Origin of the sequence: Massilia oculi, assembly GCF_017582745.1 — a bacterium.
Classification (GTDB): Bacteria; Pseudomonadota; Gammaproteobacteria; order Burkholderiales; family Burkholderiaceae_D; genus Telluria; species Telluria oculi_A.
On the sequence record NZ_JAFVIM010000016.1, the window covers coordinates 84,760 to 103,558 of the forward strand.

Here is an 18,799-nt window from a genome sequence, read left to right on the forward strand (position 1 = left end):
TGACGGGGCAAGCGATGCGTCCCACTATAGAAGTTGAAGTCAACTTCAAGTCAAGAGAGATTCCATGGATATTGCTGAGGTCGCGAAACGAACGGGAGTGCCGGCATCGACGCTGCGTTACTACGACAAGCGGGGCCTGGTCGCTTCAAATGGACGGCAGGGATTGCGGCGCACGTTCACGCCCGAGGTGCTGGACCGGCTGGCGCTGATCGCGCTGGGACAGGCGGCGGGTCTGTCGCTCGACGAGATACAGGCGATGTTCGGGGCTGGCGCCGAACCGGAGGTCGACCGGCGCATGCTGGCGGCGAAGGCCGACGAGATCGACGCACTGGTGCTGCGACTGACGGCGATGAGCAAGGGCTTGCGGCATGCGGCGGCGTGCCCGGCGCCGAGGCATATGGAATGTCCGACCTTCAAGCGGTTGCTGGCCGCGGCGGGATCGGGCGCCCTGGAACGGCGGCATCGCCTCGCGGCATCGCTCCCGCGAAGGCTTTCATCACCCGAATAATCCATGCAGGAACCAGCGCGGCGCCGCATCCTCGCCCGTGCCGTTGATGCGCTCGCGATAGATCCAGTACAGCGCGTGATCCTGCCCCTCGGCGATGAAGTAGTCGCGCGTCTGCGTCTGGCTCCACCATCCGGCCTCGATGCGTTCGGGATTGGACGCCACCCGCAGCGGCGAACCGTAGAACGGCCGGTGGTCGCGCATCAGGAGCGCGATCGGCTTGGCCAGCAGCCAGCTCGGGCGCGGCAGGCTCTGCACATCGGGCGGCATCTGCGCCGCGCGGGCGGCGGCGCTCACCTTCTGCTGCACCGGCACCCAGGCGTTGGCGACTTCGGGCCGGTAATCGGCCACCGGCAGCGCCTGCAAGACATTGTCTGTCCCCAGGCGCGCCACCAGCAGCTCGATCATGCGCATCCGGTCTTCTTCGGTGCCGCCGGGATCGGGAAACAGCGAATCGGTCGGCGGCGCCATCGCCTGCAATTGCTGCGCTTCCAGCCCGATGCCGATCACGGGCGCCTCGAGTTCGAGCTTGGCCAGGCGCTCGCGCAGCAGGCGCAGCAGGTGCTCGTCGCGCCAGGTGGGTTCGGCCAGCGCCACCTCGACCAGGGTCGGTGGACGCGCCATGCGGCCGCGCTCGTGGTCCAGCGACAGCCGGATGCGTTCGACCGCCAGCTGGCGCGCGCACAGCCAGCCCGTCATCTGCAACACCAGGCGGTGGGCGCCGGCCAGCAGCAGCTCGGCCTGTTCGAGCCGGTCGAACAATTCGAGCCGCGCATGGAAACGCTCCGGCGGCGCCACCCACTGGAACAATTCGGCGTTCTGGCCATAGGCGGCGTCGAGCATGTCGAGCAAGGCGCGCCCGCAGCGCCGCTGCAGGCCGGGCCGCGGCAGGCGCCGCAGCTCGTCCAGGCGGCGGCAGCCGATGCCCTCGAACCAGCTGGCGAACGGCCGCGCCGGCGGCAGCAGGCCCACCGGCAAGCGGTCGAGGCGCCGCACCAGCGAGTCCATCGTGAGGGCGCGGCCCGCATTGCGGCGCGCCAGCAGCCAGGCCCCGCGCGCGGTGGGCGCGCAGGCGATGCAGGCCGTGAAGCCGAGCGCCGCCATATTGGCGCGCACCCGCTCGCACAGGCGCCGGATGCCGCCGAACAGGCGCAGGCTGGCGCCGATATCGAGCAGCAGCGTCGCTTCTTCGGCCAGCGCCACCTGTGGCGTGTACTGCAGCATGGTCATGGCCACCGCATCCATTGCCTCGGCTTCGCGCTCATGGCTGCGCAGTTCGATGCGCGCTTCGGGCATCAGCATCAGCACGCCGCCGCGGCGCATGCCGATCTGCACGCCGGCAGCGCGCGCCGCCGGCGACAGCGCCATCACCCGCTCCTGCTCGAGGATGACGCTGCCAGGGTCGGGGCCGCCAGCAGTGCCGCCGGCCTCGCTCTCCGCCTCACTGAACCAGCGTGGGCTGAAGACCTCGAGCGGTAGCTGGGGTAAATACAGGCCGATCCAGAGGCGCATGGCGTTGCAGTAGTGAAGATCCAAGAGGAAGGAACAGCGGCGCCTCGCGCTGCGGTCCCCGGCGTTTGACGAAGTCGATATTCATGCCGCCGGCCGCCGGCCGCAGCGCAAGACGCAAAGGCGCGGGAGATGCATCTTGCGCCGCCGCCAGCGGACGGAGCATGAAAAACAGCGTTTCGCCGCCTTGCGCCGCCAGGTGCAGGCGGCGCAGATTGTCGTTACGCATATGGTTAGCCCAGAACAGCAAGGCACCGCAACTGCCGCTGCGCAACACCTGCTCGGCCGCCCACAACGCATCCGCGGTACGCGTCGTGCGCAGCCACAGCAACTGCGATGGCTCCAGGCCGAGCGCGGCAAGCGCCAGGGCCTGGGGTGGATGGGGCGGCTGCAGCAGCACGATGCGGCGTTCGGCGCAGGCGGCCAGGGCCGGCCGCAGCAGGCGCATTTCGCCGATGCCGGGCTGCTGCAAGTGCAGGTCGACCAGGGTGCCGCCGGGCCAGCCGCCGCCGGGCAGCTGGCTCGAAAGCGTTGGGTGGCCGGTATCGATGCAGCGCGTGTCGGCATGCGCCAGCTGCGACGCGCGCCACAGCGATGGGTGCACTGCCTCTGGTGCGGCAAGGATGGCTGAGTGAGTCATAGATCAGGCTTATCAGACAAATACTGTATAAACGTACAGTACTCGCTGAAGTCGCGTTTTGCAAGACCTATTCATTTTGGCTATACCAATTAGGTCACTGGTATTGACCAAAAACAAACGTCTCTCGGTACCTGCCTATTCAAGCCAGCGACCTCGATGCGCGCCAGCCCTCCAGCACCCACACGATGGCCCAGGCATACAGCGCGAGCATGACGAACAGGCTCACCCGCACCAGCGAGGCATGGCCGACGTCCTTCCCCACCACGCTATCCTCAATGGCCGGGCCCAGCAGGATCAGCATGGTCACCAGGGCATTGCTCCAGAACGAGGGTGGCAGCGACGATGCCTTGAGGCCGAACAGCCGGGCTCCGCTCCAGAGCGCGGCGGCGGCCATCCACAGCACCAGCATCCACAGGGTCGGCAACAAGGCCAGGCCGAACCAGGCCACGACAGCCATGCCCGCGCCCGCCAGGGTCGAGCCGACCAGCACCCGCCCCGCCGAGCGCGCGCCGGTCGAGCTGGCCTGCTGGCCCAGCAGCACCGACTTGATGATGGCGGACAGGTAGAAAGCCGGGTGGATCAGGGCCATCACCAGCACCGGCATGACCACCAGCGTGGCCTGCATGGCGCGCCACCTGGCCGCGTGCGCGGCAACGGCGGGGGGCGCCGGCCTGGCGGCTGGGTCCGCTCCATCAGGGAACAAGGCATGCGACAGGCTGCCGACCAGCACCCCGAGAAACATCCCCAGCGCGATGGCGGTGCTGATCGCCGGCACCAGGGCCTGGTCGACCACGCCGGCCACCGGAACCAGGGTGAAGGCAATCGCCACGATATTCGCCAGCGGGCTGCCGCTCTGCAGGCCGACGAAGAACACCGCATACAGCAGCAGCGCCGTCAACAGCAGCGCAACGCTGGCGTAATGCTCCAGCAGCGGCACCATCAGTACGCCGGCCGCCAGCACCGCGGCGACCAGCAGGGCCATCACCAGGCCCTTGAGCAAAGGCATCGGCGGCCCGGGCTTGCTCAACATCAGCACGGTCATCACGCAGAGCACGAACGGCGACGGCAGCGCCAGGCCATAGGCGAGCAGCACGGCCAGCGCCAGGCCGATCGCCAGCCGCAAGACCGCCTTGTCAGCGCGCTCCATCGTCAATAAAGATAAGAAAGGTAGCTCATCAGGCGGATGAAGACGGCGCCCAGCCAGTTCATCAGGCCGTAGTCATCCGTATACACCAGCACGTCGGCCTGCCCCCCGATCCTGGCCGCGCGCAACTGCGCGCGCTCGGAGGGATCGAACTCCACGGCGACCGGAAAGCGCTGCGCCTGACGCAGCCAGTCGCGGCTGTTGTCGATCTCGGGCAAGGTGCCGGCCTTGGCCTCCCGGCCCGCATTGACCCCGCTGCCCACGCTGCGCACCCGCCCCTTCAAGACCTTGCCTGGCACGACATCGAGCACGATGGCGACCTCGTCGCCCGGCGCGATATTGCCGAGGTTATTCTCGGTCATGTCGGCGCTGATCCAGAGGTCGTGGACGGCGATCAGGGTCATCGCCGCCGAACCGGCCTGCACGACCTGGCCGACATCGGTGCGCAAGTCGGTCACCAGGCCGCGTGCGGGCGCGGTCACGGCGGTGCGCTCGAGATCGAGCTCGGCCTTCTCGACCGCCGCGCGGGCGCTGAGCAGCTGCGCATTGCGCTCTCCGGGATCGCCGGCCGCCTCCTCGGCGCGGCGCAGCTCCGCCTGGGCGGCGATTTCCTGGCTGCGCGCCGTGGCCAGCGAAGCGCGCGCATTCTGGACCCGGCGGATCGACAGCGCGCCGGGGTCTTCGGCAAAGATCTGCTCCATCCGGCCCGCATCCTGCTTGGCGAACACATGCATGGCCTTGGCGGCCTGCAGCGCCGCCGCGGCCGCCTTGACCGCCAGCGCCGAGGCATTGACCGAACGCCGCACCGATTCATAGTCGGCCAGGCTGCGCCGCAGGGCGATGCGGTAGGTGCTGGGGTCGATATGGAACAGAAGCTGGCCTTCCTCTACTTCGTCGTTGTTCTTGACGTAGACCTCGTGCACCATCCCCGTCACCTCGGACGCCACCGGCACCACGAAGGCCTGCACCCGGGCCTGCGAGGTGTACGGCGTCAGGCGATCCGCCACCAGATACCAGCCCAGGCTGGCCACGATCAGCGCCAGCACGACGATCATCCCCACCCGGCTTTTCTTGCCCGGCCGCGCCGGCGCCGGCGCGCTGGATGCCGCCGGGACGGGCGTCGGCGCTCCCTCGCCGGGCGGCGCTGACTGTTCCAGCTTGACCGGTTCCGGGCTCATGGCCTGCGCCCTCCGTCAGGTGCCTGCAGGGCCTCGGCGCCGGGCGCCGGCAAGGGCGCGCGCAGGACGTCCTTCCAGTCGCTGCGCCGCTCCATGACGGCGCGGGTCGCCTCGTCCACAGGTGGGCGGCTCCTGCCCTGCTCCCAGCCCCCGCCCATGGCTTTATAGAGGGCGATCAGGTTCTGCGCCAGGCTGCCCTGGCTCGTGGCCAGGAGCTCTTGTTGGCTATACAGGGAGCGCTGTGAATCGAGCACGCGCTGGAAATCGGTCAAGCCTTCGCGATACTGAAAGCTGGCAATATCCAGCGAACGCCGGGCGGCCTTGACGCCATCCACCAGCAGCACGATCTGCGCGCCCGTCCGGGCAAAGCCGGCGGCCGCATCGTCGACCTCGCGCGCCGCATTCAGCACTGCCCCCTGGTACTGCTCATAGAGCTGCTGGAAGCGGGCGTCCTGCACCAGCACGCCGTTGCTCAGCCGGCCATGGTCGAACACATTCCACAGCAGGCCCGAGCCCAGCGCCCAGTTCAGCACCCGCGGCGCCCCATCCAGCGAGGTGGCCGACAGCCCCACCGATCCCAATAGCGAGATCGAAGGATAGAGCTCGGCCGCGCTCACGCCGATCAGGGCGGACTGGGCGGCAAGCTGCATCTCCACCGCCCGCACGTCCGGCCGCCGCCGCAGCAGATCGGCGGGCAGCTCGGTAATCAGGTCGGCCGCCACGCCCACAGGCAGCCTGGTCATCGTGCGCTGGCCGTCCTCCCTCGGGCTCATCTCGGGCAGGGGGCCGGGCGCGCGCGCCAGCAGCGTGCTCAAGGCGTTCTGCGCCTGGCGCAGGCCGATCTCGAGCGGAGGGATCGTGGCGAGGGTGCCCAGGTACAAGGTCCGGGCCTGCTGCACATCCAGCTCGGCCTCGTTGCCGCCGCGGAACAGCAACTCGGTGATCTGCAAGCTGCGCAATTGCAAGGCCGCATTGTCGCGCGCAATCGCCAGCCGCTCCTCGGTGGTGCGGATCGTGTAATACAGGCTGGCCACCTGGGCCGCCATCAAGACCTGGACGTCGTCGTAGCGGGCGATGCTGGCCAGGTAGCCGGCGTCGGCCGCCTCGATGCCGCGCTTGAACTTGCCCCAGAAATCGAGTTCCCAGCTGATGTCGAGATGGGTGTCGAAGTTGCTCAGGCTGCTGTCCGGCCCGCCTGCCCGCCGCTGCCCCACGCGCAGCAACTCGCCGCTGAGCTGCTGGCCCTGCGGATAGAGCGTGCTGCCGGCAATCCCGAGTTCGGCGCGCGCTTCCATGATGCGCAGGCCGGCGGCGCGCACCGTCGGGTTCACGCGCTGCGCCTCCGCGATCAGCGCGTCGAGCACGGCATCGTCGAAACCGCGCCACCATTGCTGGGTCGATCCGCGTCCCTGCGCGCCGGCGCCGGATTTCAGCGAGGCCAGCGAGCCGCCGTCCCAGCCAGCCAGCGCGGCCGGCATATCGGGACGTTCGAAGTCGGGCCCGACCGTCGTGCAGGCGCCCAGCAGCGCCGCGCCCGCCAGCGTCAACGTGCCCCTGCCCGACCGCTTCCCGAGCGCGCCGCGCACGGCTACTCCGGCGGCGCCGCCGCAGGAACAGGCACGGGCGCCGGCGCAGGCGCGGGCGGCGCCACGGCATCGGGGCTGTTCGCCACCCACCACATGAAGGCCTGGTAGCTCAGGGCCAGGAAGACCGCGCCGACGAACATCCCCAGCAGGCCGGCGCTGGCCAGGCCGCCCAGGGCGCCGAGCAGGATCACGGGCATCGGCGCATCCACGCCGCGCCCCAGCAACAGCGGCTTGAGCACATTGTCGAGCGAGCCGGCGAGCAGGAGCAGCACGGAATACGTGATCGCCTGCGTGCTGCCGTAGTCCCCGCTGGTCCAGAGATAGATAATCACCGGCAAGGTCGCCAGGATGGCCGGCACCTGCACGATGCCCAGCACCAGGATGAGCAGGGACAGCAGGCCGGCGAACGGCACACCGGCGATGATGAACACCAGGCCGATCACGATGGCCTGGATGAAGGCCACGCCCAGCACGCCCAGGGCCACCGCCCGGATGGTCGACGTGCACAGCAGGGCGAACTCTTCACCGCGCTCGACGCCCACCATGCGCACGAAGATGGACCTGATGGCGTTGGCGCCCGCCCGGCCCCAGGCCATGATGATGCCGGCGATGATGAACGAGAACAGGAACACCAGCATCGCGCCGGCGATGCTGGCCACCACCTGCAGCGCCCTCCTGGTCAGGTCCGCCACTTGCGCATGCCTGCTGCGCAGCAGCGCCGGCAAGTCGGTATAGGCCTCCAGCCATACTTCGTGGATGCGCTTGCCGACCAGCGGCCATTCGGCCACATTGGGCGACGGCGCGGGAACCTTCAGGGTGCCGGAGCGGATGCTGGCGACGGCGTCCTGCAGCGATTCGCCGAGCGAGGTCATCAGGATCGCCGTCGGCACCCCGATCAGCACGATGCCGGCGATCACCAGCAGGGTGGCCGCCAGCCCCTGCTTGCCCGCCATACGCTGCGCCAGCTTCTGGTGCGCCGGATACAAGGTCACCGCCAGGACCACCGACCAGACGATGAGCGACAGGAAGGGAGCGAAGATGCGGTAGCTCAGCAGCGCCAGACCGAACACGATGCCGGCCCGGATGAACACATCCAGCAGCTTTCTCGACAGGCGTTCTTCGAGGTTGGTGTCGAGCTTGTCGGGGGCGTTCACGGGGCGGTCCCTTTCTTTGCTGGCCTACTCCATGAACCACCCATGGCTCACGATCAGCGACTGGCCGGTGAGCGCATTCGAGGGGAAAGCGGCGAAGAACAGCGCAACCCGGGCAACGTCCTGGACGGTCGTGAACTCGCCATCGACGGTTTCCTTGAGCATCACGTTCTTGATGACCTCGTCCTCGGAGATGCCCAGCTCCCGCGCCTGCTCGGGAATCTGCTTGTCGACCAGAGGCGTGCGCACGAAGCCCGGCGCGATCAGGTTGGCGCGCACGCCATGCTGCGCGCCTTCCTTGGCCATGACCCTGGTCAGGCCTTCCAGCCCGTGCTTGGCCGTGACATAGGCCGACTTGAGCACCGACGCTTCCTTCGAGTGCACGGAACCGATATAGATGATGCTGCCGCCACGGCCGCCCGCGTACATATGCCGCACGCAGGCGCGGGTGGTGAGGAAGGCGCCGTCGAGGTGAATCGCCAGCATCTTGCGCCAGTCGGCAAACGGAAACGCCTCGATCGGATGCACGATCTGGATGCCCGCATTGCTCACCAGGATATCGATGCCGCCCCATTGCGCGACCACCGCCTCGATGCCGGCCTCGACCTGCGCTTCATTGGCGACGTCCATGGCCACGCCCAGCGCCTCGTGGCCGGCGTCGCGCATGCCGGCGGCGGCGAGTTCGGCCGCCTCCAGGTTGAGGTCGGCGATGGCGATGCGCGCGCCTTCGCGCGCATAGGTGAGCGCGATTTCCTTGCCGATGCCGCTGGCGGCGCCGGTGATGACGGCAACTTTTCCTTCGAGCTTCATGACATCTCCCTGGAATACCTGTCAGATGCTCGACCGCTCGCCCGGTTCGGACAATTGGACCTTGGTCGCATGATCCTGGCAAGACAGGCGCCGCACCTTGTTTATTGACGTACTGCCACCATCTGGGTAGTTTCGCCCTTGACCACCGAAACGGAGACGCCATGGATGACGACATTCTGGTCAGCAAGGCCGGCACCATCGAACGCTGCTGCCGGCGTGCCCGCGACGAGTATGAAAAAAACCCGGATACTTTCCCTGATGACATCACGCGCCAGGATGCCGCCACCCTGAACGTGATCCGCGCCTGGGAAGCGGCGATCGAAATGGGCGACTATGTGATCGGCAACGCCCGTCTCGGCCTGCCGCAGGACGAGCGCGAAGTCATCACCCTGCTGGCAGAGCACGGCTGGATCGCGCCCACCCTGGCCGAGGATCTCAAGCGCACCGGCGAGTTCTGCCGCGCCGAATGGGATCATCAGGCGTCACCGCTGCCGGCCCTGGTGACCATCGTCAAACGCGGCCTCGACGATTTCACCGATTATTCGGCTGCCTTGCTGGGCGGCGCCCGTATCATCGAATAGACTTTCCAGCCAGTTGTCGGCGCGAAAAACAGGCGCCAACTGGTATGATTCGCCTTTTTCCGGGGGTGGCTCTCCCATTGTCCGACATGACAGCCAGCCATCCCGCACCTGATTACCAAGAAAAAAATGAGCACACCTTCCAATCTGCCCGGCTTCTTCAGCCGCCTGTCGATCGCCTTCGGCGCCCTGTTCAAGTCCCTCGGCGACGCCGAGTTCGCCGCGCGCGTGCGCGATGACGGTGTCGGCCCGACCGCCGCACCGGCGCCGGCGCCTACCCCGGCGCCGGCCCCTGTCCCGACCCCAGCCCCGGCCCCGACGCCACTGCGCGCGCCAACCCCGGATTCGGCCCTGCAACTGCTGAGCCTATTCCAGCGCGAAGCGCGCCTGATCGACTTCGCCCACGAAAATCTCTCCGCTTATTCGGACGCCGACATCGGCGCCGCCGCCCGCGTCGTGCACGAAGGCTGCGCGCGCGTGCTGCGCGAGCATTTCGCGATCGAACCGGTGCGCCTTGAATCCGAAGGCAGCCGCGTCACCCTGAACGAAGGCTTCGACGCCGCCAGCGTGCGCCTGACCGGCAATGTGGTCGGCAAGGCGCCGTTCACCGGCACCTTGAGCCACCGCGGCTGGCGCGCGGCCAAGGTCACGCTGCCGCAGCTGGCCGAGAGCCACGATGCGCGCGTGCTGGCCCCGGCGGAGGTGGAACTGTGAGCCAGCCTGACAACGCACGCTATGCCATCGGCATCGACCTGGGCACCACCCACAGCGCCCTCTCGTATGTCGACCTGCAGGCCAGCGAAGGCGAGAAGGCCGTCGACGCCGTGCTGCCGATCCCCCAGCTGACCGCCCCCGGCACGATCGAGGCGCTGCCGCTGCTGCCGTCCTTCCTCTACCTGCCGCACCCGGACGAGATGCCGGCCGGCGAACGCGCCCTTCCCTGGAGCCAGGGCGAAGAGACGGCCGTCGCCGGCGAAATGGCGCGCAGCCGCGGCGCCACCACGCCGATCCGCCTGGTGTCGTCGGCCAAGAGCTGGCTGTGCCACCCTGGCGTGGACCGCCGCGCCGCGATCCTGCCGCAGGACGCGCCTGAAGAAGTCACCAAGGTGTCGCCGCTGGCGGCATCGACCCGCTACCTCGAACACCTGCGCCAGGCCTGGAACACGGCGCACCCGGAAGCGCCGTTCGACCAGCAATCGGTCACGGTCACCATTCCCGCCTCGTTCGATCCTGCCGCGCGCGAACTGACCGCGGAAGCGGCGCGCCAGGCCGGCTTCGCCCCCACCCTGCTGGAGGAGCCGCAGGCGGCCCTGTACAGCTGGATCCAGGGCAGCGGCGGCCGCTGGCGCAAGCAGGTAGCACCGGGCGACATCATCCTGGTGGTCGACGTCGGCGGCGGCACCAGCGACTTCTCGCTGATCGCGATCCTGGAACGCGACGGCAAGCTCGAACCGCACCGCGTGGCCGTGGGCGACCACATCCTGCTGGGCGGCGACAATATGGACCTGGCCCTGGCCCACTTCGTGGCGCGCAAGCTCGCCACCAATGGAACGCAGCTCGACGCCTGGCAGATGCGCGCTCTCACCTATGGCTGCCGCAGCGCCAAGGAAGAACTGCTGGCCAATCCCAACGCCACCACCCATCCGATCGTGGTGCCGAGCCGCGGCTCGAAGCTGATCGGCGGCTCGATCCGCACCGAACTCACCCGCGAGGAAGTCACGTCCTTCATCACGGATGGTTTCTTCCCGCGCGTGGAAGCGTCGGCACGTCCGGCCGTGCGCGCCCGCGCCGGCCTGACCCAGCTCGGCCTGCCGTATGCGCAGGACGCCGCGATCACGCGCCACCTGGCCGCCTTCCTGGCGCGCCAGGCCGGCGCCACCGCCGAACTCGAAGGTTTCAACGGTCGCGTGAATGCGGAACATACCTTCCTGCATCCGAGCGCGGTGCTGTTCAACGGCGGCGTGTTCAAGTCGGGCATCCTGGCCCAGCGCGTGATGGACACCATCAACGACTGGCTGTACATGGAAGGCGCGGAGCCGGCACGCATGCTCGAAGGCGCCGACCTCGATCTGGCCGTCGCGCGCGGCGCGGCCTATTTCAGCTATGCCCGGCGTGGCGGCGGCGTGCGCATCCGCGGCGGCACGGCGCGTTCCTACTACGTCGGGGTCGAATCGTCGATGCCGGCCATCCCCGGCATGGAGCCGCCGCTGGAAGCCTTGTGCGTGGCGCCGTTCGGCATGGAAGAAGGCAGCGAGCTCGAATTGCCGGGCCAGGAATTCGGCCTGGTGATCGGCGAGCCGGTGACCTTCCGCTTCTTCGACTCCACCGTGCGCCGCCAGGACCGCATCGGCGAGGTGCTGGAATTCTGGGGTCCGGACGAGCTGCAGGAACTGAACGAAATCCAGGCCACCTTGCCGGCCGAGGGCCGTGTGGCCGGCGAAGTCGTGCAGGTGAAACTGCATGCGCTGGCCACTGACGCCGGCACGCTGGAACTGGCGGCTGTCGCCCGTGACGGCCAGCGCTGGAAGGTCGAATTCGACGTTCGTAGCGCACCCGACGCCTCGTGACGTACCTGGTAGGCATCGACCTCGGCACCACGAACACGGTGCTGGCCTTTGCTCGCAACGGCAAGGGCGCGATCGAGCTGTTTTCGATCGACCAGTTGGTGGCGCCCGGCGAAGTCGCCGGCGCGCCGCTGCTGCCGTCGATGCGCTACCACCCGGGCGTGGACGAACTCGCGCCCGGCGAGCTGCAACTCCCCTGGAACATCCCCGACGTCGCCGGCGTCGAACAGGTCGCCCTCGGCCGCCTGGCGCGCGCGCTCGGCGCGGCCACGCCGGGGCGCCTGGTGGCCAGCGCCAAGAGCTGGCTGTCGCATCCCGGCGTCGACCGCATGGCGCCCATCCTGCCCTGGGGCGCAGACGGTGACGTGGCCAAGGTGTCGCCGGTGGCGGCCAGCGCCAGCTACCTGGCCCACCTGCGCGCCGCATGGAACACGCGCTTCCCCAAGCAACCATTGGAACGCCAGCAGATCGTGCTCACGGTCCCCGCCTCGTTCGACGAAGGCGCGCGTGCGCTGACGCTGGAGGCGGCGAAGCAGGCCGGCCTGCCGGACGTGCGCCTGCTGGAAGAACCGCAGGCGGCGTTGTACGACTGGCTGTACCGGCATCGTACCGCCCTGGCGCAGGACCTCGGTGATGCGCGCCTGGTGCTGGTGGCCGACGTCGGTGGCGGCACCACCGACTTCAGCCTGGTCAAGGTCGAAACCAGGGATGGCGAGCCGTCGCTCACCCGCATCGGCGTGGGCAACCACCTGATCCTGGGCGGCGACAATATGGACCTGGCGCTGGCCCACCTGGTCGAGTCACGCATGGCCGAACAGGCTGGCGAAGACGCCACGCGCACCCGCCTGTCGAGCGCGCGCCTGGCCCAGCTCACCGAACGCTGCCGCGCCGCGAAGGAGCAACTGCTGGCCGACGGAGCGCCTGATAGCGTCACCGTCACCCTGCTCGGCGCCGGCAGCCGCCTGATCGGCGCCAGCCGCAAGGCCGACCTGCGGCAAGAGGACATCGAGCGCATCGTGCTGGATGGTTTCTTCCCGCTCAATGCGGCGCAGGATGAGGCAAAACGCGCGCGCGGCGGCATCGTCGAATTCGGCCTGCCGTATGCGAGCGACCCGGCCATCACGCGCCACCTGGCGCTCTTCCTGCGCCAGCACGCGGCCGCCGCGCGCGAGGCGCTTGGCCTGCCTGACGACGGCACGCTGCCAGTGCCCGACACGGTGCTGCTCAACGGCGGCGTGTTCAGGGGCACGGCGCTGGCGCAGCGGCTGGTCGATACATTGACGGCGTGGCGCGCTGCTTCAGTCCGCGTGCTGCACAACGAGAACCCCGACATCGCCGTCGCCCGCGGCGCCGTGGCCTATACGCTGGCGCGCCAGGGCCTGGCCCCAGCCATCGAAAGCGGCGCCGCGCGCAGCTACTACCTGCTGCTCGATGGCGAGGCGCAGAAAGACAAGCTGCGCACCGTCTGCCTGCTCCCGCGCGGCACGCCGGCCGCACTCGAGGTGGCGCTGGCGGACCGCAGCTTCGCGCTGCGCGTGGGCCGTCCGGTGCGCTTCCACCTGGTCTCGACCATCGCCGACAGCGGCGCGCCGCCGCAGGCCGGCGACCTGGTCGATCTCGATCCATCCGAGGTGGTGCGCCTGCCGGCGATCGCCACCGTGCTGCGCGCCGCGCGCGGTGCGCCGACCGAGATCCCGGTGCGGCTGGTGACGACGCTGAGCGAAGTCGGCACGCTCGACGTGCATTGCGTGGCCGAGGATGGCGGCCAGCGCTGGCAGCTTGCCTTCCAGCTGCGCGGCAATGACGACGGCGACGGCGACACGCAGGAAGAAGTGCTGCCCCTGGAGCTGGATGCGGCGATCGAGAAGATCGAGCGCGTGTTCGGCGCCCGCTCGAAACAGGTCGACCCGAAGGAAGTGAAACAGCTGCGCGCCGGCCTGGAGCACCTGTTAGGGGCGCGCGAACGCTGGACCACGCCCCTGCTGCGGCGCCTGTTCGACGCCATGCTGGCGCGCGCAAAAGGCCGGCGCCGATCAATCGAGCACGAGCGCGCCTGGCTGAACCTGGCCGGCTACAGCCTGCGTCCCGGCTTCGGCCACCCGCTCGACGAATGGCGCATGGAGCAGTTGTGGGCGATGTTCGAGGGCGGCGTCCAGCACCACAAGGACAGCCAGGTGCGCGCCGAATGGTGGACCCTGTGGCGCCGGGTGGCGGGCGGCCTGTCGACCGAATCGCAATTGCGCGTGCTGGACGATTTCGCCTTCAACCTGCAAGCCGACGAATCGGAGCGCGGACGGCGACCAGTCACCCTGGTCGACGGCGGCGAAGAAGACATGCTGCGCGTCGGCGCCTCGCTCGAACGCATCCCGTCGGCCTACAAGGCCGAAATCGGCGAATGGCTGCTCGGGCAGATCGATGACATCCCATCCGGTGGCAAGCTCGACGCCCGCGCCAGCGCGCGCTATGGGCGATACCTGTGGGCCCTGGGCCGGGTCGGCGCGCGCCAGTCGTTCCAGTCGAGCGCCCACGAAGTGGCGCCGCCCGACGTAGCCGAAAGCTGGCTGGTAAAACTGCTGCAACTGGACTGGCGCAAGGTGGAGCCGGCCGGCTTCGCCGCCGCCCACATCGCGCGCATGACGGGCGACCGCTCGCGCGACATCGGCGAAACGGTGCGCGAAGATGTGCTGCGCCGCCTGGCCGCCAGCGGCGCGCCGCCGATGTGGACGGCGATGGTGCGCGAGGTGGTGGAACTGGACCAGGCCGTCGAGACGCGCTTGCTGGGCGACGCCTTGCCGCCGGGATTGAAACTGCTGCGCTGACGCCATACCCAAGCATCCAGGTCGGGATACCTTGAAGAGCAAAACTTACTATGCTAAGTTTTGCTCATCAGGTAATCAGGGAATCGCTTCCCTGCATGTCCATGACCACGTCCTCTGTCCCTTCCGCGCCGGTCGAAGACTGGCATGCGATGCCGGCCGACGCCATCCTGCGCCAGCTGGCCTCCACACCCGACGGGCTCGACCCGGCCGAAGCTGCGCGCCGCCTGGCGCTGCACGGTCCCAACACGCTGCCCTCTCCACCGCGCACGCCCGCCCTCCTGCGCTTTCTGCTGCAATTCAATAATGGCCTGATCCTGTTCCTGCTCGCCGCCGCAACGCTGGCCGCCGTGCTCGGGCACTGGGTCGACGCCGCCGTGATCGTCGGCGTGGTCACCGTGAACGCCATCGTCGGCTTCGTCCAGGAAGGCAAGGCGGAGCAAGCCCTCGGCGCCCTGCTGGCCATGCTGGCGCCCACTGCGCGCGTGGTGCGCGCCGGCCAGCACGCGACCGTCCCGGTGGCCGCGCTGGCGCCGGGCGACGTGGTGCTGCTCGAAGCCGGCGACCGCGTCCCCGCCGACCTGCGGCTGCTGCGCGCCCGGGCCCTGCTGGTCGACGAAGCGATCCTCACCGGCGAATCGGTGGCCAGCGTCAAGACCGGCCACGCCGTCGACGCCAATGCGGCGCTGGGAGACCGCGAAGGCATGGCGTATTCCGGCACGCTCGTCGCCGCCGGCCAGGGCCTCGGCTTGGTGGTCGCCACCGGCAGCCATACCGAGATCGGCCGCATCAGCACCATGCTCGGCAAGGTCGAGCCGCTTACCACGCCCCTGCTACGCCAGATCAACGGCTTCGGGCGGCGCTTCACGGTGCTGTCGATCGCCGTCGCCGCGCTGCTGTTCGCCTATGCGGTCGGTGTGAAAGGGATGGACTGGGTCGAAGCGCTGATGATGGTGGTGGCGATCGCGGTGGCGCTGGTGCCGGAAGGCCTGCCGGCCGTGATCACCATTACCCTCGCCATCGGCGTGCAGCGCATGGCCGCGCGCCACGCCATCGTGCGCCGCCTGCCGGCGGTGGAAACGCTGGGCGCGACCACCGTGATCTGCTCCGACAAGACCGGCACCCTGACCCGCAACGAGATGACGGCCTGCCGCGTGGTGACGGAAGCGGCCAGCATCGGCGTGAGCGGCGCGGGCTATTCGCCCGTCGGCACTTTCGAGCTGCCCGAGGATGGCGCCGGCCTGCCGGCCAACGCGCGCCATCTGGTCGAAGCCGGCCTGCTGTGCAACGACGCCCACCTGCACGAGGGTGAGAATGGCTGGCGGGTCGATGGCGATCCGATGGAAGGCGCGCTGGTGGCGCTGGCGATGAAGGCCGGCCTGGAGCCGGACGCCTTGCGCGCCGGCCATCCACGCGCCGACGAGATCCCGTTCGACGCCCAGCACCGCTTCATGGCCACCCTGCACGGCCTGGCCGACGGCGGCGCCGAACTGTTCGTCAAGGGCGCGCCGGAGCGCGTGCTGGCCATGAGCGGCAGCCAGCTCGATGCGGCCGGCGCACGGCTGCCGCTGGACGCCGCCTGGTGGGAAGCCCAGATCGCCTCCGCAGCCTCCAGCGGCGAGCGCGTGCTGGGCTTCGCCCTGCGCCGCTTCGCGCATGCGCCGCAGCAGCTGGACTTCGATGTCGTGGACGAGCTGGTGTTCCTGGGGCTGGTCGGCTTCATCGATCCGCCGCGTCCCGAGGCGCTGGCCGCGATCGCCGATTGCCGCAGCGCCGGCATCGCGGTCAAGATGATCACCGGCGACCATGGCGCGACCGCCGCCGCCATCGCCGCCCAACTTGGCCTCGCCGAACAGCCGGTGGTGGCGACCGGCCGGGACGTCGATGCCGTGTCCGACGCCGAGCTGCGGACCCTGGCGCGCCGCACCCACGTCTTCGCCCGCACCAATCCCGCCCACAAGCTGCGCGTGGTGCGCGCGCTGCAGGCCGAGGGCGAGGTGGTGGCGATGACGGGCGACGGCGTCAACGACGCCCCGTCGCTCAAGCAGGCCAACGTCGGCATCGCCATGGGCAACAAGGGCACCGAGGCGGCCAAGGAAGCGGCGCAAATCGTGCTGGCCGACGACAACTTCGCCTCCATCGTGGCGGCCGTGAGCGAGGGACGCACCGTCTACGACAACATCCGCAAGGTCATCGCCTGGACCCTGCCGACAAACGGCGGCGAGGTGCTGGCCATCGTCGCGGCGCTGGTGCTGGGCCTGACCCTACCGATGACGCCACCGCAGATTTTATGGATCAACATGATCCTGACCATCACGCTCGGCCTGGTGCTGGCCTTCGAGCCGGCCGAGCCGGGCGTGATGGGACGCCGGCCGCGTGATCCGCAGGCGCCGCTGCTGTCGCCCTTCATGCTGTGGCGGGTGGCCTTCGTGTCGGTGCTGTTCACCGCCGGCGTGTTCGCCGTGATGGCCTGGGCCGAACGCCGCGGATTGCAAACCGAGGCGGCGCGCACGATGGTGGTCAATATGCTGTGCGTGCTGGAGATTTTCTACTTGTTCAATGTGCGCTACCTGCACATGCGCTCGTTCACCTGGCGCGGCGCGCGCGGCACGCCGGCGGTCCTGTGGGCGATCGCGCTCGTGGTGGTGGCGCAATTGGCGTTCACCTACCTGCCGTGGATGCAGGCGCTGTTCGATACCCGCGCCGTGGCGTTCGTGGACGGCGTGGCGATCCTCGGCATCGGGCTGGCGTTCATGGTGGTGCTCGAGGTCGAGAAGCTGCTGCTGCGGCGCTGGAATGTGTTCGCGGAGATCAGCTGACGCCGGCCAGGATCAGCGACACCGGCGTGCCGGTGCGCGGATGCAGCGGCTCGCGCATCTCGACCACGCGCAGGCCGTGCCGCTCGAACAGCGCGATCCAGCTCGAGATCGTGCGGAAGTACCAGGGCGGCGCGTCCTGGAAGTCAGTGCTGAAACCGGCCCAGCTGCCCGCGCGCCAGCCGTCGGCGTAGGGCGCGTCGCCGCAGGCCATCAAGGGGTGGACGGTCTGCACGATCAGCGTTCCGCCGGCCCGCAGATAGGTCGGCGCGGCGGCGAACAGGCCGTCGACCGCTTCATGTCCGATCAGCGAGAAGTTGGCGACGGCGACGTCGGCCGCCAGCGCCAGCTCGCCGGCCGCGATCTCTTCATACGACAGCACGCGGAAGTCGCCGCCGCCGGCGGCACGGGCTTGGTCGACGAGACCGGCGATCGCATCCACGCCAACCATTTCCACCTCTGGCAGCGCGCGCACCAGCCAGCCTTCGCCGCAGCCGAGATCGACGCCTGTGCGCGGCGCACGCGCGCGCACCGCCTCGACGATGGCGGCATTGGTCACCAGGGTGCGGCTCTCGATCTCTCCGCTACGCACCGCACTGGTCCAGGGAGTCGCATTGCGCGACCACGATTCGAGGATTGCTGCATCGGTATGACTGGCCATATTCCCTCCTTGGCACCGATTATGCACCAAGCGGACGCATCGTCCCGGCACGGCGGTCGTGGTTTTCAGTGAACCTTTTTTATCGTCGACACGAGATAATGCGGGGTCGATTCCGGATGATGCCTGCCCATGCCCCGATCAAGATACGCCTGCCTGACTGCCCTCGCCTTCTTCGCCACCGCGGCCAGCGCCGCCGCCGACGCCACCCGGGTATTCGTCGAGAACGGCGAACTGCATTATTCCGGCTACCTGGACGATGCCGCCAACCAGCGCCTGTTCGCCCTGTACGACAGCCTGGCCATCAAGCCGACGGTGCTCGCCATCGAGAGCAAGGGCGGCATCGTCGACTTCGGCCTCGACCTGGGTGACTGGGTGTACCGGAAGGGCCTGGACGTCAAGGTGAGTTCGTACTGCCTGTCTTCCTGCGCCAACTATGTGTTTACCGCGGCGCCGCGCAAGACTGTCAGCAACGTGGCCGTCATCGGCTTCCACGGCGGCATCAGCAGCACGAAGTTCGACCTGGGAGACGAGCGGCAAGCCGCCTACGATGCCATGACCAGTGAACAGCGGGACGCATTCCGGGCCGGCCACCGGAAGGAAATCCAGCCGCTGCTCCAGCGCGAAACCGACTTCTTCAAGAAGATCGGCGTCAGGCAGGACATCACGACGTATGGACAGGCAAGCCGCTTCGACCTGCCCGACATGGACGGATGGACCTTCACCAGGGAGGACTTCGCCCGCTTCGGCGTCGACCGCATCGAAGTGATCGACGGGCCATGGCGACCGGCAATGCCCGGCAACGCCATCACGATCACCACGATCGAGGTCGATTAGGCGCCGG

Annotated in this window: 15 protein-coding genes; 7 read left to right on the plus strand and 8 right to left on the minus strand. The window is 68.8% G+C overall.

The window, feature by feature from the left end; translation table 11 throughout:
• Window positions 1-64: 64 nt before the first annotated feature.
• A complete protein-coding gene (locus J3U95_RS18135; RefSeq protein WP_208280065.1) occupies window positions 65-508 on the plus strand; it encodes a helix-turn-helix domain-containing protein in 444 nt (147 codons plus the stop codon).
• Here J3U95_RS18135 and J3U95_RS18140 read toward each other — a convergent pair.
• The 7 genes from J3U95_RS18140 to J3U95_RS18170 form a co-directional block, all read right to left on the minus strand.
• Window positions 497-2,017 carry a Y-family DNA polymerase gene (locus J3U95_RS18140; protein WP_229519922.1) on the minus strand — a complete coding sequence of 507 codons (1,521 nt, stop codon included), beginning with the start codon at window positions 2,015-2,017 and terminating at the stop codon, window positions 497-499. The genes J3U95_RS18135 and J3U95_RS18140 overlap by 12 nt on opposite strands.
• Window positions 1,947-2,654, minus strand: a complete 708-nt coding sequence (gene imuA / locus J3U95_RS18145; RefSeq protein ID WP_208280066.1) for a translesion DNA synthesis-associated protein ImuA — start codon at window positions 2,652-2,654, stop codon at window positions 1,947-1,949. Before imuA ends, J3U95_RS18140 begins: the two co-directional genes overlap by 71 nt.
• A 139-nt stretch (window positions 2,655-2,793) precedes the next feature.
• The gene (locus J3U95_RS18150) at window positions 2,794-3,801 is read right to left on the minus strand and encodes a DUF2955 domain-containing protein (RefSeq protein WP_208280067.1); all 1,008 of its coding nucleotides are present in this window, start codon (window positions 3,799-3,801) and stop codon (window positions 2,794-2,796) included.
• Window positions 3,802-3,803: 2 nt separating this feature from the next.
• A complete protein-coding gene (locus J3U95_RS18155) occupies window positions 3,804-4,976 on the minus strand; it encodes an HlyD family secretion protein (protein WP_208280068.1) in 1,173 nt (390 codons plus the stop codon).
• A complete protein-coding gene (locus J3U95_RS18160) occupies window positions 4,973-6,562 on the minus strand; it encodes an efflux transporter outer membrane subunit (protein WP_208280069.1) in 1,590 nt (529 codons plus the stop codon). Before J3U95_RS18160 ends, J3U95_RS18155 begins: the two co-directional genes overlap by 4 nt.
• Before the next feature lie 2 nt (window positions 6,563-6,564).
• Window positions 6,565-7,716 carry an AI-2E family transporter gene (locus J3U95_RS18165; RefSeq protein WP_208280070.1) on the minus strand — a complete coding sequence of 384 codons (1,152 nt, stop codon included), beginning with the start codon at window positions 7,714-7,716 and terminating at the stop codon, window positions 6,565-6,567.
• Window positions 7,717-7,740: 24 nt separating this feature from the next.
• On the minus strand, window positions 7,741-8,523 hold the full coding sequence (locus J3U95_RS18170; protein ID WP_208280071.1) for a 3-hydroxybutyrate dehydrogenase: 783 nt from the start codon (window positions 8,521-8,523) through the stop codon (window positions 7,741-7,743).
• 161 nt (window positions 8,524-8,684) lie between these two features.
• Between J3U95_RS18170 and hepT the strand changes: the two genes are divergently transcribed.
• The 5 genes from hepT (at window position 8,685) to J3U95_RS18195 (ending at window position 17,300) form a co-directional block, all read left to right on the plus strand.
• Window positions 8,685-9,104 carry a type VII toxin-antitoxin system HepT family RNase toxin gene (hepT, locus tag J3U95_RS18175; protein ID WP_208280072.1) on the plus strand — a complete coding sequence of 140 codons (420 nt, stop codon included), beginning with the start codon at window positions 8,685-8,687 and terminating at the stop codon, window positions 9,102-9,104.
• Window positions 9,105-9,230: 126 nt separating this feature from the next.
• Window positions 9,231-9,815 (plus strand): DUF2760 domain-containing protein, encoded by a 585-nt coding sequence (locus J3U95_RS18180; protein WP_208280073.1) that lies wholly within the window; start codon window positions 9,231-9,233, stop codon window positions 9,813-9,815.
• Window positions 9,812-11,668, plus strand: a complete 1,857-nt coding sequence (locus tag J3U95_RS18185; protein ID WP_208280074.1) for an Hsp70 family protein — start codon at window positions 9,812-9,814, stop codon at window positions 11,666-11,668. Before J3U95_RS18180 ends, J3U95_RS18185 begins: the two co-directional genes overlap by 4 nt.
• On the plus strand, window positions 11,665-14,484 hold the full coding sequence (locus J3U95_RS18190) for an Hsp70 family protein (protein ID WP_208280075.1): 2,820 nt from the start codon (window positions 11,665-11,667) through the stop codon (window positions 14,482-14,484). The genes J3U95_RS18185 and J3U95_RS18190 overlap by 4 nt, the downstream gene beginning before the upstream one ends.
• A gap of 95 nt (window positions 14,485-14,579) precedes the next feature.
• The gene (locus J3U95_RS18195; RefSeq protein ID WP_208280076.1) at window positions 14,580-17,300 is read left to right on the plus strand and encodes an HAD-IC family P-type ATPase; all 2,721 of its coding nucleotides are present in this window, start codon (window positions 14,580-14,582) and stop codon (window positions 17,298-17,300) included.
• On the opposite strand, the gene J3U95_RS18200 is transcribed toward J3U95_RS18195, so the two are convergent.
• Complete coding sequence (locus J3U95_RS18200; RefSeq protein ID WP_208280077.1) at window positions 17,293-17,958, minus strand: methyltransferase domain-containing protein; 666 nt, start codon at window positions 17,956-17,958, stop codon at window positions 17,293-17,295. The genes J3U95_RS18195 and J3U95_RS18200 overlap by 8 nt on opposite strands.
• Before the next feature lie 129 nt (window positions 17,959-18,087).
• Here J3U95_RS18200 and J3U95_RS18205 point away from each other — a divergent pair, with 129 nt between their 5' ends.
• Window positions 18,088-18,792, plus strand: a complete 705-nt coding sequence (locus J3U95_RS18205; RefSeq protein WP_208280078.1) for a hypothetical protein — start codon at window positions 18,088-18,090, stop codon at window positions 18,790-18,792.
• The last annotated feature ends 7 nt before the right edge of the window (window positions 18,793-18,799 follow it).

Bases quoted from the DNA above. Each gene is read 5' to 3' on its own strand.
- J3U95_RS18200 (WP_208280077.1), bottom strand. From the start codon at position 17,958: ATGGCCAGTCATACCGATGCAGCAATCCTCGAATCGTGGTCGCGCAAT.
- J3U95_RS18180 (WP_208280073.1), top strand. From the start codon at position 9,231: ATGAGCACACCTTCCAATCTGCCCGGCTTCTTCAGCCGCCTGTCGATC.
- J3U95_RS18195 (WP_208280076.1), top strand. From the start codon at position 14,580: ATGTCCATGACCACGTCCTCTGTCCCTTCCGCGCCGGTCGAAGACTGG.
- J3U95_RS18135 (WP_208280065.1), top strand. From the start codon at position 65: ATGGATATTGCTGAGGTCGCGAAACGAACGGGAGTGCCGGCATCGACG.
- J3U95_RS18170 (WP_208280071.1), bottom strand. From the start codon at position 8,523: ATGAAGCTCGAAGGAAAAGTTGCCGTCATCACCGGCGCCGCCAGCGGC.
- hepT (WP_208280072.1), top strand. From the start codon at position 8,685: ATGGATGACGACATTCTGGTCAGCAAGGCCGGCACCATCGAACGCTGC.
- J3U95_RS18155 (WP_208280068.1), bottom strand. From the start codon at position 4,976: ATGAGCCCGGAACCGGTCAAGCTGGAACAGTCAGCGCCGCCCGGCGAG.
- J3U95_RS18140 (WP_229519922.1), bottom strand. From the start codon at position 2,017: ATGCGCCTCTGGATCGGCCTGTATTTACCCCAGCTACCGCTCGAGGTC.
- imuA (WP_208280066.1), bottom strand. From the start codon at position 2,654: ATGACTCACTCAGCCATCCTTGCCGCACCAGAGGCAGTGCACCCATCG.
- J3U95_RS18150 (WP_208280067.1), bottom strand. From the start codon at position 3,801: ATGGAGCGCGCTGACAAGGCGGTCTTGCGGCTGGCGATCGGCCTGGCG.
- J3U95_RS18205 (WP_208280078.1), top strand. From the start codon at position 18,088: ATGCCCCGATCAAGATACGCCTGCCTGACTGCCCTCGCCTTCTTCGCC.